Source organism: Pseudomonas sp. F220 (genome assembly GCF_057813935.1).
This window is the reverse complement of record NZ_JBVASJ010000007.1, coordinates 1-13,948: the sequence shown is the minus strand read 5'-3', so window position 1 is coordinate 13,948 and position 13,948 is coordinate 1. Positions and strand designations below refer to the sequence as shown.

Here is a 13,948-nt window from a genome sequence, read left to right as displayed (position 1 = left end):
GGCATATATTGAGACTAGCTTTATCGCCCAAGGTTTAAAGTCGATTCGTCGCACACTTGTAAGAACGTGGCGCGAGCGGCACTCTTGAGCCTTCCGAGCCGCCCCGAGTCTGCTGGAGAACACATAGATGACCGATATTGATGCGCGCTTGCGCGAAGATGTTCACCTGTTGGGTGAACTGTTGGGCAACACTATCCGTGAACAGTACGGGGAGGGCTTTCTCGACAAAATCGAGCAAATTCGCAAGGGCGCCAAGGCCGATCGCCGTGGCTCGGCGGACGCAGAACTGAGCGCCAGCCTGAACCAGTTGAGCGAGGACGAGCTGCTGCCGGTGGCGCGCGCGTTCAATCAGTTTCTCAACCTGGCCAATATTGCCGAGCAATATCAGTTGATCCATCGGCGCGACGAGTCGCAACCGGCGCCGTTCGAGTCGAGGGTGTTGCCAGAGTTGCTCGCACGTTTGCGCGCTGAAGGGCATAGCGCCGAGTCACTGGCCCGGCAGTTGGGGCGACTGGAGATCGAGCTGGTGCTCACTGCGCACCCGACCGAAGTGGCGCGCCGCACCCTGATCCAGAAATACGATGCCATCGCAGCCCAACTGGCTGCGCAGGATCACCGTGATCTGACCACCGCCGAGCGCGAGCAGATTCAGCAGCGCTTGCAGCGATTGATCGCCGAAGCCTGGCACACCGAAGAAATCCGCCGCACCCGACCTACGCCAGTGGATGAGGCCAAGTGGGGGTTTGCGGTGATCGAGCATTCGCTGTGGCAGGCGATCCCCAACTACATGCGCAAGGCTGACCAGGCGTTGCATGCCGCCACGGGCTTGCGTTTACCGTTGGAAGCCGCGCCAATTCGTTTCGCGTCCTGGATGGGCGGCGACCGTGACGGCAACCCGAATGTCACGGCACCGGTCACCCGCGAGGTGCTGCTGTTGGCACGCTGGATGGCCGCAGATTTGTACCTGCGCGATATCGATCAGCTGGCCGCTGAGCTGTCGATGCAGCAGGCCAACGACGAGTTACGCGCCAAGGCCGGGGAGAGTGCAGAACCCTATCGCGCTGTGCTTAAACAGTTGCGTGAGCGCCTGCGTGCGACCCGCAATTGGGCGCACGTGTCCCTGAGTGGTGCGTCAGTGGCGGGCACCGACGTTTTGCAAAACAACCGTGACCTGCTCGATCCACTTGAGCTCTGTTATCAGTCGTTGCATGAGTGCGGCATGGGCGTAATTGCCGATGGTCCGCTGCTCGATTGCTTGCGCCGTGCGGTGACTTTCGGGTTATTCCTGGTGCGTCTGGACGTGCGTCAGGACTCCTCGCGGCATTCGGCCGCCATGACCGAAATCACCGACTATCTCGGACTGGGGCGCTATGGCGACTGGAGCGAAGAGGAGCGGATCACGTTCCTGATGCGTGAGCTGAGCAATCGGCGGCCATTGCTGCCGGCTCATTTCAAACCCTCGGGCGAGACGGCTGAAGTGCTGGCAACCTGCCGGGAAATCGCGGCGGCACCGGCTGCGTCTTTGGGCTCCTATGTGATCTCCATGGCGGGCGCCGCTTCCGACGTGCTAGCGGTGCAACTGCTGCTCAAGGAGGCCGGGGTGTTGCGGCCGATGCGCGTAGTGCCGTTATTCGAAACCCTGGTTGACCTCGATAACGCCGGCCCGGTGATCGAGAAGCTGTTGCTCTTGCCGGGCTACCGCTCGCGGTTACAGGGGCCACAGGAAGTGATGATCGGTTACTCCGATTCGGCCAAGGATGCGGGCACCACGGCAGCGGCCTGGGCGCAATATCGTGCCCAGGAACGGTTGGTGGACATCTGCCGCGAGCAGCAAGTCGAACTGCTGTTGTTCCATGGTCGCGGCGGCACGGTGGGGCGTGGCGGTGGTCCGGCCCACGAAGCGATTCTGTCGCAACCGCCGGGGTCGGTTGCGGGGCGTTTCCGCACAACAGAACAGGGTGAAATGATCCGTTTCAAGTTCGGCCTGCCAGATATTGCCGAGCAGAACCTCAATCTGTATCTGGCCGCGGTACTGGAAGCCACCTTATTACCGCCTCCGCCGCCACAACCGGCCTGGCGGGTGTTGATGGACGAATTAGCGGCTGATGGTGTGAAGGCCTATCGCGCAGTGGTGCGTGACAATCCGCAGTTCGTCGAGTATTTCCGCCAGTCGACGCCGGAGCAGGAGTTGGGCCGTTTACCGCTGGGCAGTCGTCCGGCCAAACGCCGTGCCGGGGGCATCGAAAGTTTGCGGGCGATCCCGTGGATCTTCGGCTGGACCCAGACGCGCTTGATGCTTCCCGCCTGGCTGGGTTGGGAAGCGGCCTTGAGCAAAGCGCTGGAACGCGGTGAGGGCGAGCTGTTGGCGCAGATGCGTGAACAGTGGCCGTTCTTCCGCACACGCATTGATATGCTGGAAATGGTCCTGGCCAAGGCGGACGCGGATATCGCGCAGTCCTACGATGAGCGATTGGTGGAGCCGGATTTGTTGCCTTTGGGTGCGCATTTACGCGACCTATTGTCGCAGGCCTGTTGCGTGGTGTTGGGCTTGACCGGCCAGTCTCAGCTGATGGCACATAGCCCTGACACCCTTGAGTTCATCCGTCTGCGCAACACCTACCTGGACCCGCTGCATCTATTACAGGCCGAGTTGCTGGCGCGTTCGCGGCAACAGGACGCGGTGCAGGGCAGCCCGTTGGAACAGGCGCTGCTGGTGTCTGTGGCGGGGATTGCCGCCGGTTTGCGCAATACCGGCTAAGGTCTTTTCGGCTGTGTCAGTGACTTGGCGCATCACTCTGGCGGTCGGTTCGAGAGAGGCGGCCGCTGCTGCCAGGCGACACTTTGTTATTGGGTTGCGACTTGGAGTACCTCGTCGCAGGGGCAACATTGTCACGGGTTCCTGCTACTTTCGGCGGCTTGTGTGGTCCGTGCCTGCTGTGTATCTTGATCAGCCTTTGGCCGTTTGGGCGGCCACGACCCTATTTTTGAGATTGGCCCCACGAGGCGAATCCGACGTTATCTAAATAAAAAATTGAGGAGCACATCGATGCGCGTAATTCTGCTGGGAGCTCCCGGGGCCGGTAAAGGTACTCAGGCTAAGTTCATCACTGAAAAGTTCGGCATTCCGCAAATCTCCACCGGCGACATGCTGCGTGCTGCCGTCAAGGCTGGCACCGAGCTGGGCCTGATCGCCAAGAGCGTGATGGACAGCGGCGGCCTGGTGTCCGATGACCTGATCATCAACCTGGTCAAAGAACGCATCAGCCAGGCTGACTGTGCCAACGGTTTCCTGTTCGATGGCTTCCCGCGCACCATTCCGCAGGCCGAAGCGCTGGTCAAGGCCGGTGTCGAGCTGGACAGCGTGGTTGAAATCGCCGTCGATGACGAAGAAATCGTTCAGCGTATCGCCGGTCGTCGTGTACACGAGGCCAGCGGCCGCGTTTACCACACCGTCTACAATCCGCCGAAAGTAGCCGGCAAAGACGACGTTACCGGCGAAGACCTGGTGCAGCGTAAAGACGACACAGAAGAAACCGTGCGTCATCGTCTGTCGGTCTACCATTCCCAGACCAAGCCGCTGGTGGCTTTCTACCAGAATCTGGCCGCTAGCCAGGGCAAGCCAAAGTACAGCCATATCGCTGGCGTCGGCTCGGTTGAAGCGATCACCGGCAAGGTGCTTGAAGCACTGAGCTGAAAAGTCTGATTATGCTTCACGTTCAACGGCCCGCTTGCGGGCCGTTGTTGTTTATACTGGCGCACTTTTTTCACTCTGACGGAAACACCGATGAGCACCTTGCTGGCCCTGGACACCGCGACTGAAGCTTGCTCCGTTGCTTTGCTGCATGACGGCAAGGTCACGAGCCATTACGAGGTGATCCCACGTCTGCATGCGCAGAAGCTTTTGCCGATGATCAAGGATCTGCTGGCCGAGGCGGGGACCACTTTGCAGGCGGTCGACGCGATTGCTTTCGGCCGTGGGCCGGGTGCGTTTACCGGTGTGCGGATCGCCATCGGTGTGGTTCAGGGCTTGGCGTTCGCTCTGGAGCGTCCGGTGTTGCCGGTGTCCAATCTGGCAGTGCTGGCTCAGCGGGCATTTCGCGAGCACGGTGCAAGCCAGGTCGCTGCGGCCATCGATGCGCGGATGGATGAAGTGTATTGGGGCTGCTACCGCGAAACGGCCGGCGAAATGCGCCTGGTCGGCGCTGAAGCGGTGTTGCCACCCGAGGTGGCTGCTTTGCCGGCCGATGCTAATGGTGAGTGGTTTGGCGCGGGCACCGGTTGGGGTTATGCCGAGCGGATTGCGGTTAGCCTGACGGGGCAGGACGCGGGTATGTTACCCCATGCCGAAGACCTGTTGACCCTCGCGCGTTTTGCCTGGGAACGCGGTGAAGCGATTCCCGCTGACCAGGCGCAGCCGGTGTATCTGCGCGATAAAGTGGCGACGCCAAAAGCGCGGTAAGTCCCAATGCCGAGGTGCTTCATTCGCGGGCAATAAGCAATCTGTAGCAGCTGGCGGAGCCTGCGTCCGGCCGCGCAGCGGTCGTAAATCCTGCTTCCACGGTTAACCTGAAAAAACGCGATGTCGGATTTTACGACCGTTGCGCGGCCGGATGCAGCCTGGCGGCAGCTGCTACAGGGGATGTGTGAGCCTGCCAATCGTCAGTTTCCTTACCAATTCTCGCCCGCTTTTAAACCTTTTGCATATTCTGTGTTCTAGTTATCACTTGGGCATTTGCGTAGTCGGTTAGGTGCCGCTAAATTGCCATCATTGATACCGAGCATGTACTTATGCGTATAGACGGCATTTCCTCTCAGTCCTACCCCATCAAGCGCAAGCCTCGCAAAGGCAATGTAGTGGTGGACGACTCCCTTGAGGATGTCGATGGTGAGATTGAAATCCAGTCCGATACGCCGCTCAGCGCACGCTCCCAAGCGTCGGCTGGTCGCACCAGCAATCTCCCCGCCCGTCAGCAAGACATGATTTTCCATCGTGCCATGAGCAAAAGCGCTGCTAATGCCCTGGCCAGCTACCTGACCACTGCCAGTTTTGTCGATTGGGACATGGAAGTGCTGGGGCTCGATCTGCACATCTGATGCTGCTCCCTTATTACCTCGGTTGTCCTTCCTGGAGCGAAAACGCCTGGCGTGAGTACCTGTACCCGGAAAGTGCGCGGCCGGCGGAGTTTCTCGGTCTGTATTCCCAAGTGTTCAACGCCGTGGAAGGCAACACCACCTTCTACGCACGTCCTGCGGCAACGACGGTACAGCGCTGGGCCGAGATCATGCCCGAACACTTTCGCTTCACTGCCAAATTTCCCGGTGACATCAGCCACGGTGGCGACCTGCGCGAGCAGTTGACCGCTGCTGAGACCTTCCTGCAATTGCTCAGACCACTGGGTGCGCGGGTCTCACCGCTGTGGTTGCAATTACCGGCAACCTTTTCGCCTCAGCGTCTGGCGGAGTTGGCCGGTTTTATCGATGGCCTGGAACGACCACTGGCCGTTGAGGTGCGGCACCGGGAATTCTTTACCAAAGGCGATGCCGAGCGGATGCTCAATCGGCTATTGCTGGACCGTGGCGTCGAGCGCATTTGCCTCGATCCGCGGGCCTTGTTCAGTTGCACCTCGACCGATCCGTCGGTGCTGCATGCACAATCGAAAAAGCCCAAAGTACCGCCACGCCCGGCGGCTTTCACCCAGTTCCCGCAAGTGCGCTTTATCGGCCATCCCGAGCTTGAGGCCAACGATCCGTTTCTGCTGCCGTGGGTCGAAAAGATTGCGGTCTGGATCGAAGAGGGACGCACGCCCTATATCTTTCTGCACACTGCCGATAATCGCCTTGCCGCCCAACTGGCGCAGCGTTTTCACGCCAAGTTGATGGCACGTTTGCCTGGCTTGCCAGCGCTGCCTGAGCTATACAGAGAGCCTGCTGCGGAGCAACTCGGCTTGCTCTGAGGTGGGCCAATCCCTTCTTCAGGAGCGAGCAAATGGATGCGCAAACCCTTCGTGCCCAAGCCTTCAAGGCACTCCATGAGCGTGACACGGCTTTCGTGATTCCCAATCCGTGGGATGCCGGTTCGGCAAAAATGCTCGCCAGTCTTGGCTATGCGGCGTTGGCGACCACCAGTGCCGGTTTTGCTTTTTCTCGAGGCCGTCCGGACGGTGCGTTGTCGCTGGAGAATACCCTCGAAAATGTCCGGGCGATTGTGGGTGCAACGAATCTTCCGGTTGCAGTTGACCTGGAAAACGGCTTCTCCAACAGCCCTGAAGGTTGCGCCGAAAATCTCTTGCGTGCGGCGGCTGACGGCGTGGTCGGCGGCTCGATTGAAGACGCCACGGGCCACGCGGACGATCCTGTCTATCCGTTTTCACTGGCTGTCGAGCGCATCGAGGCCTCGGTAGAGGCTGCGCGCAGCCTGCCGTTCCCGTTCATGCTGACGGCCCGGGCGGAGAATCTCCTGCACGGCAAGCTTGACCTGGCGGACACCATTCGCCGCTTGCAGGCATTCGCCGAAGCGGGAGCCGATGTGCTGTATGCCCCGGGGCTGCGCACGCGAGAAGAAATCCTCGCAGTGGTCCGGGCCGTGGCGCCCAAACCGGTCAATGTGTTGATGTCGGGCGGCGTACATCTCACGGTGGCTGAACTCAGCGAAATGGGCGTCAAACGTATCAGTGTCGGTTCTGCAATGGCGCGTGCGGCTTATGGTGCGCTCTATAGCGCAGCTCAGGAAGTTCACGGACGAGGCACCTTCGATTTTGCCGACCAAGCCATGCCGTTTGGGCAGATCAATCAGCTATTCAAAGGCTGATTAGCCAGGCGCTGTCGTGCGGTTTCTGACAGGGGCTTGAGGCTTGAGGCTCAGGCGGCGATGCGCAGGTTTTGCAGAATCAGCGGGCGTGCCCAGCCGTTGTCGAAGTCGAATTGTTTCTGTTGTTCGACGAGTTCTTCTGGCGGGTAAGGGATTGCCGGTTTGTCCAGAAGGTCGAGTTCGAACTTGGCAATTGGCAGATGCAGCGCACGGGGTTGCGGTGCAGGGCCGGGCGCAGGCAGTGGTTGACCCGCGTTGAGCACGATCGGGCGAACCCAGCCGCTCTCGAAGTTCTGCTGCTTCTGTTGCGCAGCGATTTCTTCTGGCGGGAACGGGATGGCCGGCTTATCCGCCAGGTCCATTTCGAACTCGGCAATCGGCAGGAACAACGGCTCTGGCGGGCGGATCTCGGTGTCTTGAACATCGCAATGGCGTTGCGTGACGATTTGCGTGAGCAGGTCAGTGCCGCCGTTTGGCTCGATCGGACCATCGACCGCAACCGCGGTTTTTTCGCCATGAGCAGTCGCAGCATCGCCCCCCTGATCGGCCAACGCCCGGGCAAAGAAATCCTGCCACAGGTGACTGACGCCGCTCAGTGCTTGGGAATTGCGCAGACCATAGTCGCCGTGACGCGAGATATAGCCTATCGATGTGCGTTGAATGTCTGACATTTCTCTCGGTCGACGCTCAGCTCTGGCAAAATGCCTGATAGTTCTTTTATCGGCCGTTTTTGCCGATCATTAATTTTTTGAGCGTGTTTCCCCATGATTGAGCAACCAGCGGCCTGCCGCATCAAAGTCGAGGCGCTAGCCGGAGCGTCTGCCGCGCAAGCGGAGCAATGGGCCGAGCGACTCGGCTTGCCTTTGCTGATGGACGATGCCGAGTTCGCTTTACAGGTCACGGAGCAGGGTTTGCAGCTGCAACAGCTCGGGCCGGATGCACCGGGACCGGTGCGGGTGGACTTCGTTGAGGGCGGTGCTGCGCATCGGCGGCTGTATGGCGGCGGCAGCGGCCAGATGATCGCCAAAGCGGTCGGCGTCGCTCAAGGCGTACGTCCGCGAGTGTTGGATGCCACGGCAGGGCTGGGTAAGGATGCATTCGTGCTGGCCAGTCTGGGTTGCGAAATGAGTCTGATCGAGCGCCAGCCGCTGATCGGCGCGCTGCTGGAAGACGGTCTGGCCCGTGGGCTTCAGGATTTTGAGGTGGCGCCGATCGTCTCGCGGATGCGCCTGCTCAAAGGCAACTCGATTGAGGTGATGCGTAATTGGGAAGGGGAGCCGCCGCAGGTAATCTATCTGGACCCGATGTTCCCGCATCGTGAGAAAACTGCGCTGGTGAAGAAGGAAATGCGCCTGTTCCGGCCGCTGGTTGGCGATGATCCAGATGCTCCGGCCTTGCTTGAAGCCGCATTGGCGCTGGCCAGCCACCGGGTCGTGGTCAAACGCCCGCGCAAGGCGCCGTGTATCGAAGGGCCCAAGCCAAGCCATGCGCTGGATGGCAAGTCCAGCCGTTACGACATCTACCCGAAAAAAGCGCTCAAGCCTTAAGACCGGGCTGACTCCATCGCGAGCAAGCCCGCTCCCACATTTGATTGATGGTGATCACACATTGTGTGTACACCTCAGAATCAGTGTGGGAGCGGGCTTGCTCGCGATGGAGTCAGCCCGGGCGCTAAATATCTATCAGACTGATTCCGGCCGATAGGCCCGCATAAACAACGCCACCACTTCCTGCACATGCGCCTCGGCGGCTTCACCGGTCAGGGGGGCGCCGCAGCCGTAGAGCAGGCGAAAGTTCGCAGCGCCCTTGAGCAGGCAGAAGAAATGCTCGGCGGCATTCAGTGGTTTATCGATGCTCAAGGCCCCGACCTGGTCGATTTTCGTCAATAGCCGCTCCATGCCCTGCAGCATGCGCTGCGGTCCGGCCTCGAAAAAAATCTGCGATAGCTTCGGGTCTTGGCTACCCAGGGCCATGATCAAGCGGTGCAGGTTCACGGATTCGTCGCTGTTGATCAGCAAGTGAAAGCGGCGCGCGATGTTCAGCAGCACATTTTCGATCGGCATGCCGTCCGGCAGCTCGAAGAACAGCGTCGGCAGTTGCTCCTCGCACTTGGCCACCACCGCGGCGCAGAACAGTGTCTCCTTGTCGTTGAAGTGGCTGTAGACCGTCAGCTTCGATACCCCAGCCTCAGACGCGACAGCATCCATGCTGGTGCTGGCGTAGCCATTGCTCAGAAACAGATTTTTCGCCGCGTCGAGGATAGCCTGACGTTTTGCCAGGTCCTTGGGGCGGCCGGGACCGTTGGGTGCAGAGAGAGTGTTCGACATTCTTCGCTTTTAATACTGGACTGGTGAGTTTGCTATTAATAACATACCGGTCAGTATAATTATTCAAAGCACCATTAGCGAAAGGTCCTTCACCATGTTCCGCTATGCCTTGTCCCTCGCGATGCCAGTCGGTCTGGCTTTTTTGTTGTCTGCGTGCGGTCACGACGAGCCGGTGCAAATCACCGTGCGTCCTGCCATGGTGGTTCAGCCAGAGCCTTCGGCCCAGGCGATGGACAGCTATCCCGGTGAAGTCCGGGCGCGTTATGAGCCGGATCTGGCGTTTCGCATCGGTGGCAAGGTCAGCCGACGACTGGTCGAAGAGGGTGAGCGGGTCAAGGCCAACCAGCCATTGGCAGAGCTCGACCCCCAGGACGTCCGCCTGCAACTGGAAGCGACCCGCGCCCAAGTCGCGGCCGCCGAGGCCAACCTCAGGCTGGTGCGCGCCGAGCGTGATCGCTACAAGACCTTGATGGACCGGCAGATGGTCAGCCGTTCGCAGTACGACAATTCAGAAAACATGTACCGCGCAGGCGAAGCACGGCTCAAGCAGATCAAGGCCGAGTTTGATGTTGCCAACAATCAGGCCAGCTACGCGGTACTGCGTGCGCCGCAGGATGGTGTAGTCGCCAAGCGTGCGATCGAGGTTGGGCAAGTGGTGTCGGCCGGGCAGACGGTGTTCACCCTGGCCACCGATGGCGAGCGGGAAGTGCTGATCAGCCTGCCGGAGCAAAATTTTGGCCGCTTCAAGGTCGGACAGGACGTTTCGGTAGAGCTGTGGACGCAACCGGGTCAGCAATTCGCCGGGCGTATTCGAGAACTGTCACCGGCCGCCGATCCAAAATCCCGGACCTTCGCCGCCCGCGTCACCTTCGCCGCCGGTAAAGTTCCGGCCGAACTCGGCCAGAGCGCTCGGGTATTTATTCAAGCCGCAGGTGTCGTGCCGCTGTCGGTACCGCTCTCGGCACTCACCGCAGAAAACGGCGCAACCTACGTCTGGGTCGTCGGTGCCAACAACACCCTCACGCGCGCCCCCGTACGCGTCGGTGCATTTGGCGAGAAAACCGTACCGGTCCTTGAAGGCTTGAGCGCCAGTGATTGGGTGGTGGCTGCGGGTGTGCACGTGCTTCACGAAGGCCAGCAAGTGCGTCCGGTGGATCGCTCCAATCGCGTGGTCAATGTGGCGGTCAAGGAGTAGTCCCCGATGAGTTTCAATCTTTCCGAATGGGCGCTACGCAATCGCCAGATCGTACTGTTCCTGATGCTGTTGTTGGCAGTCGTCGGCGCGCTGTCCTACACCAAGCTGGGCCAAAGCGAAGACCCGCCGTTCACCTTCAAAGCCATGGTGATTCGCACCAATTGGCCGGGTGCTACCGCTCAGGAAGTGTCGCGGCAAGTCACCGAGCGCATTGAAAAGAAGCTGATGGAAACCGGCGAGTACGAGCGGATTGTCTCGTTCTCCCGCCCCGGTGAATCCCAGGTGACCTTCATGGCCCGGGACTCGATGCATTCCGCGCAGATTCCCGAGCTGTGGTATCAGGTCCGCAAGAAGATCAGCGATATCCGCCAGACCTTGCCTCCGGGTATTCAGGGGCCGTTTTTCAACGATGAATTCGGCACCACCTTCGGCAATATCTACGCGCTGACCGGCAGCGGTTTCGACTACGCGGTGCTCAAGGACTACGCCGATCGCGTCCAGATCCAGCTGCAACGGGTCAAGGATATCGGCAAGGTCGATCTGCTGGGGCTGCAGGACGAGAAGATCTGGATCGAGCTGTCCAACGTCAAGCTGGCCACCCTCGGGCTGCCGTTGGCTGCGGTACAGCAAGCCCTTGAAGAACAGAACGCGGTGTCCACTGCGGGCTTCTTCGAGACCTCTAGCGAACGTTTGCAACTGCGCGTCTCGGGGAATTTTCAGACAGTAGGAGAGATCAAGAACTTTCCGATCCGGGTCGGTGATCGCACCTTCCGCATCTCCGATGTGGCCGATGTTCACCGTGGCTTCAATGACCCTCCGGCGCCGCGTATGCGCTTTATGGGCGAAGACGCCATCGGTCTCGCTGTGGCGATGAAGGACGGCGGCGACATTCTGGTGTTGGGTAAGGCGCTGGAAGTCGAGTTCGCCCGCATCCAGAAGAATCTCCCGGCCGGCATGGAGTTGCGCAAAGTCTCCGATCAACCGGCAGCGGTGAAAACCGGGGTCGGTGAATTCGTTCAGGTGTTGGTCGAAGCGCTGGCGATTGTGTTACTGGTGAGCTTCTTCTCCCTTGGCGTGCGCACCGGCATGGTCGTGGCGCTGGCGATTCCGCTGGTGCTGGCGATGACCTTCGCCACGATGTATTACCTGGGGATCGGCCTGCACAAGATTTCCCTTGGCGCGCTGGTACTGGCGTTGGGCTTGCTGGTGGACGACGCGATCATCGCCGTGGAAATGATGGCGATCAAAATGGAACAGGGCTACGACCGGCTCAAGGCTGCCAGCTATGCCTGGACCAGCACCGCGTTCCCGATGCTCACCGGTACGCTGATTACCGCCGCCGGCTTCCTGCCGATTGCCACCGCGCAGTCCGGCACCGGCGAATACACCCGTTCGATTTTTCAGGTGGTCACCATCGCGTTGCTGGCGTCATGGATTGCGGCCGTAGTGTTCGTGCCTTATCTCGGCGAAAAACTGTTGCCGGACCTGGCGAAGATTCATGCCGCCAAACACGGTACGGGCGTCGGTCACCCAGACCCTTATGGCACGCCGTTCTATCAGCGGGTGCGGCGTTTGGTGGAATGGTGCGTGCGCCGGCGCAAAACCGTCATCGGCCTGACCATCGTCCTGTTCGTGGCCTCGGTGGTGCTGTTTCGCTTCGTCCCGCAACAGTTCTTCCCGGCGTCCGGACGACTGGAATTGATGGTCGACCTGAAGCTGGCCGAAGGTGTCTCGCTGAGTAACACCGCCGATCAGGTCAAGCGTCTGGAAGGGTTGCTCAAAGACCACGCGGGCATCGACAACTACGTGGCCTATGTCGGAACCGGCTCGCCGCGTTTCTATCTGCCGCTGGACCAGCAACTGCCGGCGGCGAGCTTTGCGCAGTTTGTCGTGCTGGCTAAAACCATTGAAGACCGTGAAAGCCTGCGCACCTGGCTGATCGAAACCCTTAACGAACAGTTCCCGGCCCTGCGCTCGCGGGTCACGCGGCTGGAGAACGGCCCACCGGTTGGCTACCCGGTGCAGTTCCGGGTCACAGGCGAGCACATCGAAGAAGTCCGTGCGCTGGCGCGCAAAGTAGCGGCCAAGGTGCGTGAGAATCCCCATGTGGTCAACGTGCATCTGGACTGGGAAGAGCCGAGCAAGGTCGTCTACTTGAACGTTGATCAGGACCGCGCGCGGGCGTTGGGCGTGAGCACGGCGAGTTTGTCGAAGTTCCTGCAAAGCTCGCTCACAGGCGTAAGCGTCAGCCAGTACCGAGAAGACAACGAGTTGATCGAGATTCTGCTGCGCGGAACGATGCATGAGCGCACTGAGCTGACCTTGTTACCGAGCCTCGCGGTGCCGACCGATAACGGCAAAAGCGTGGCGCTGTCACAGATCGCGACCCTGGAATATGGCTTTGAAGAAGGCATTATCTGGCACCGCAATCGCCTGCCGAACGTGACGGTGCGCGCGGACATTTACGGTCAGGAACAACCGGCGAGTCTGGTCCAGCAGATCCTGCCGACCCTGGAGCCGATCCGCGCAGAACTGCCTGACGGCTACTTGTTGGATGTCGGCGGCACGGTCGAGGACTCGACCCGGGGGCAGAACTCGGTCAAGGCCGGGGTGCCGTTGTTCATCGTGGTCGTGCTGACCTTGCTGATGCTGCAACTGCGCAGCTTCTCGCGCACGGTGATGGTGTTTCTCACCGCGCCGCTGGGGCTGATCGGCGTGACGTTGTTCCTGATGGTGTTCCGCCAGCCGTTCGGCTTCGTGGCGATGCTCGGGACCATCGCGCTGTCCGGGATGATCATGCGTAACTCGGTCATTCTGGTGGACCAGATCGAACAGGACATCGCTGCCGGGCTGCGGCCATGGCAAGCGATCATCGAGGCCACAGTGCGACGTTTTCGGCCCATCGTACTCACCGCACTGGCCGCCGTATTGGCGATGATCCCGCTGTCACGCAGCGTGTTCTTCGGGCCGATGGCCGTGGCGATCATGGGCGGGCTGATTGTCGCAACAGCGCTGACGCTGCTGTTTTTGCCGGCGCTGTACGCGGCGTGGTTCCGGGTGAAGAAAGAGCAGGTTTGATCAAGGGGGTACAGGTGTAGGTATCGTCCTGACCCTCACCTGTCTCTTGCTGATGTACACAGATCCATTGTGGGGCCTGCCTGAAGGCGGGCCTTACAGCCGGCCTGGCTCTTGCTGGTGTACCAAATCCATTGTAGGAGCCGAGCTTGCTCGCGATGGCGGCCTGACAGCCGACCTGGCTCTCGCTGGTGTACATATCCATTCCTGCGGTAACGGCCACTTAGGGTTCCGCCCTTATGTATGGACTCGCCCCCACGGTCTACCTGCTTTTCAAACACTGCTACCCGGTTGCATCTATGTATAAGGCCTGTTCGAGGAAGCTGTCTTCGGCTTCTGGCCAACATTGGTTGAGCTCGCGGCATGCCGATTACGTTCAGGCCTCGAAGGCCGGTAAGGGCGCAGGCATCGATCCGCGACGGTCTGACCTGGGGTCAATGTTTTCTAGCAGGGGCTGGAGCGCCTTGGCGCCCCGGAGGCAGAACGCTGTCGATCAGTAACTTGGCGCAGCTGGCCGGCCATCGGCCGGTTGGCTGCGGTAAG

Annotated in this window: 11 protein-coding genes; 9 read left to right on the top strand and 2 right to left on the bottom strand. The window is 60.3% G+C overall.

The window, feature by feature from the left end; all coding sequences use genetic code 11:
- The first annotated feature begins 127 nt into the window (after nt 1-127).
- The 6 genes from ppc (at nt 128) to ACZYSM_RS08875 (ending at nt 6,808) form a co-directional block, all read left to right on the top strand.
- Entirely contained in the window at nt 128-2,758 is a 2,631-nt protein-coding gene (gene ppc / locus ACZYSM_RS08900) for a phosphoenolpyruvate carboxylase (RefSeq protein ID WP_489070859.1), read from the top strand.
- A 288-nt stretch (nt 2,759-3,046) separates the two neighbouring features.
- Nucleotides 3,047-3,694: an adenylate kinase gene (gene adk, locus ACZYSM_RS08895; RefSeq protein WP_489070858.1), complete on the top strand. Its 648-nt coding sequence runs from the start codon at nt 3,047-3,049 to the stop codon at nt 3,692-3,694.
- Between the two features lie 90 nt (nt 3,695-3,784).
- The gene (gene tsaB / locus ACZYSM_RS08890; RefSeq protein WP_489070857.1) at nt 3,785-4,459 is read left to right on the top strand and encodes a tRNA (adenosine(37)-N6)-threonylcarbamoyltransferase complex dimerization subunit type 1 TsaB; all 675 of its coding nucleotides are present in this window, start codon (nt 3,785-3,787) and stop codon (nt 4,457-4,459) included.
- A 329-nt stretch (nt 4,460-4,788) separates the two neighbouring features.
- On the top strand, nt 4,789-5,094 hold the full coding sequence (locus ACZYSM_RS08885; protein ID WP_489070856.1) for a hypothetical protein: 306 nt from the start codon (nt 4,789-4,791) through the stop codon (nt 5,092-5,094).
- On the top strand, nt 5,094-5,954 hold the full coding sequence (locus tag ACZYSM_RS08880) for a DUF72 domain-containing protein (protein WP_489070855.1): 861 nt from the start codon (nt 5,094-5,096) through the stop codon (nt 5,952-5,954). Before ACZYSM_RS08885 ends, ACZYSM_RS08880 begins: the two co-directional genes overlap by 1 nt.
- 32 nt (nt 5,955-5,986) lie before the next feature.
- Nucleotides 5,987-6,808, top strand: a complete 822-nt coding sequence (locus tag ACZYSM_RS08875; protein WP_489070854.1) for an isocitrate lyase/PEP mutase family protein — start codon at nt 5,987-5,989, stop codon at nt 6,806-6,808.
- Nucleotides 6,809-6,858: 50 nt separating this feature from the next.
- Here ACZYSM_RS08875 and ACZYSM_RS08870 read toward each other — a convergent pair whose 3' ends face one another.
- Complete coding sequence (locus ACZYSM_RS08870) at nt 6,859-7,479, bottom strand: energy transducer TonB (RefSeq protein WP_489070853.1); 621 nt, start codon at nt 7,477-7,479, stop codon at nt 6,859-6,861.
- Nucleotides 7,480-7,572: 93 nt separating this feature from the next.
- Here ACZYSM_RS08870 and ACZYSM_RS08865 point away from each other — a divergent pair, with 93 nt between their 5' ends.
- Nucleotides 7,573-8,355 carry a class I SAM-dependent methyltransferase gene (locus tag ACZYSM_RS08865; RefSeq protein WP_489070852.1) on the top strand — a complete coding sequence of 261 codons (783 nt, stop codon included), beginning with the start codon at nt 7,573-7,575 and terminating at the stop codon, nt 8,353-8,355.
- A gap of 135 nt (nt 8,356-8,490) precedes the next feature.
- Here ACZYSM_RS08865 and ACZYSM_RS08860 read toward each other — a convergent pair whose 3' ends face one another.
- Nucleotides 8,491-9,135: a TetR/AcrR family transcriptional regulator gene (locus ACZYSM_RS08860; RefSeq protein ID WP_489070851.1), complete on the bottom strand. Its 645-nt coding sequence runs from the start codon at nt 9,133-9,135 to the stop codon at nt 8,491-8,493.
- Between the two features lie 94 nt (nt 9,136-9,229).
- On the opposite strand from ACZYSM_RS08860, the gene ACZYSM_RS08855 reads away from it, so the two are divergent.
- Together ACZYSM_RS08855 and ACZYSM_RS08850 are read left to right on the top strand one after the other, a co-directional pair.
- Nucleotides 9,230-10,330 (top strand): efflux RND transporter periplasmic adaptor subunit, encoded by a 1,101-nt coding sequence (locus ACZYSM_RS08855; protein WP_489070850.1) that lies wholly within the window; start codon nt 9,230-9,232, stop codon nt 10,328-10,330.
- Nucleotides 10,331-10,336: 6 nt separating this feature from the next.
- On the top strand, nt 10,337-13,408 hold the full coding sequence (locus ACZYSM_RS08850; RefSeq protein ID WP_489070849.1) for an efflux RND transporter permease subunit: 3,072 nt from the start codon (nt 10,337-10,339) through the stop codon (nt 13,406-13,408).
- The last annotated feature ends 540 nt before the right edge of the window (nt 13,409-13,948 follow it).

Excerpts from the sequence above, each read along its gene's own strand:
- tsaB (WP_489070857.1), top strand. The coding sequence starts at position 3,785 with ATGAGCACCTTGCTGGCCCTGGACACCGCGACTGAAGCTTGCTCCGTT.
- ACZYSM_RS08875 (WP_489070854.1), top strand. The coding sequence starts at position 5,987 with ATGGATGCGCAAACCCTTCGTGCCCAAGCCTTCAAGGCACTCCATGAG.
- ACZYSM_RS08885 (WP_489070856.1), top strand. The coding sequence starts at position 4,789 with ATGCGTATAGACGGCATTTCCTCTCAGTCCTACCCCATCAAGCGCAAG.
- ACZYSM_RS08855 (WP_489070850.1), top strand. The coding sequence starts at position 9,230 with ATGTTCCGCTATGCCTTGTCCCTCGCGATGCCAGTCGGTCTGGCTTTT.
- ACZYSM_RS08870 (WP_489070853.1), bottom strand. The coding sequence starts at position 7,479 with ATGTCAGACATTCAACGCACATCGATAGGCTATATCTCGCGTCACGGC.
- ppc (WP_489070859.1), top strand. The coding sequence starts at position 128 with ATGACCGATATTGATGCGCGCTTGCGCGAAGATGTTCACCTGTTGGGT.
- ACZYSM_RS08860 (WP_489070851.1), bottom strand. The coding sequence starts at position 9,135 with ATGTCGAACACTCTCTCTGCACCCAACGGTCCCGGCCGCCCCAAGGAC.
- ACZYSM_RS08850 (WP_489070849.1), top strand. The coding sequence starts at position 10,337 with ATGAGTTTCAATCTTTCCGAATGGGCGCTACGCAATCGCCAGATCGTA.
- ACZYSM_RS08865 (WP_489070852.1), top strand. The coding sequence starts at position 7,573 with ATGATTGAGCAACCAGCGGCCTGCCGCATCAAAGTCGAGGCGCTAGCC.
- ACZYSM_RS08880 (WP_489070855.1), top strand. The coding sequence starts at position 5,094 with ATGCTGCTCCCTTATTACCTCGGTTGTCCTTCCTGGAGCGAAAACGCC.
- adk (WP_489070858.1), top strand. The coding sequence starts at position 3,047 with ATGCGCGTAATTCTGCTGGGAGCTCCCGGGGCCGGTAAAGGTACTCAG.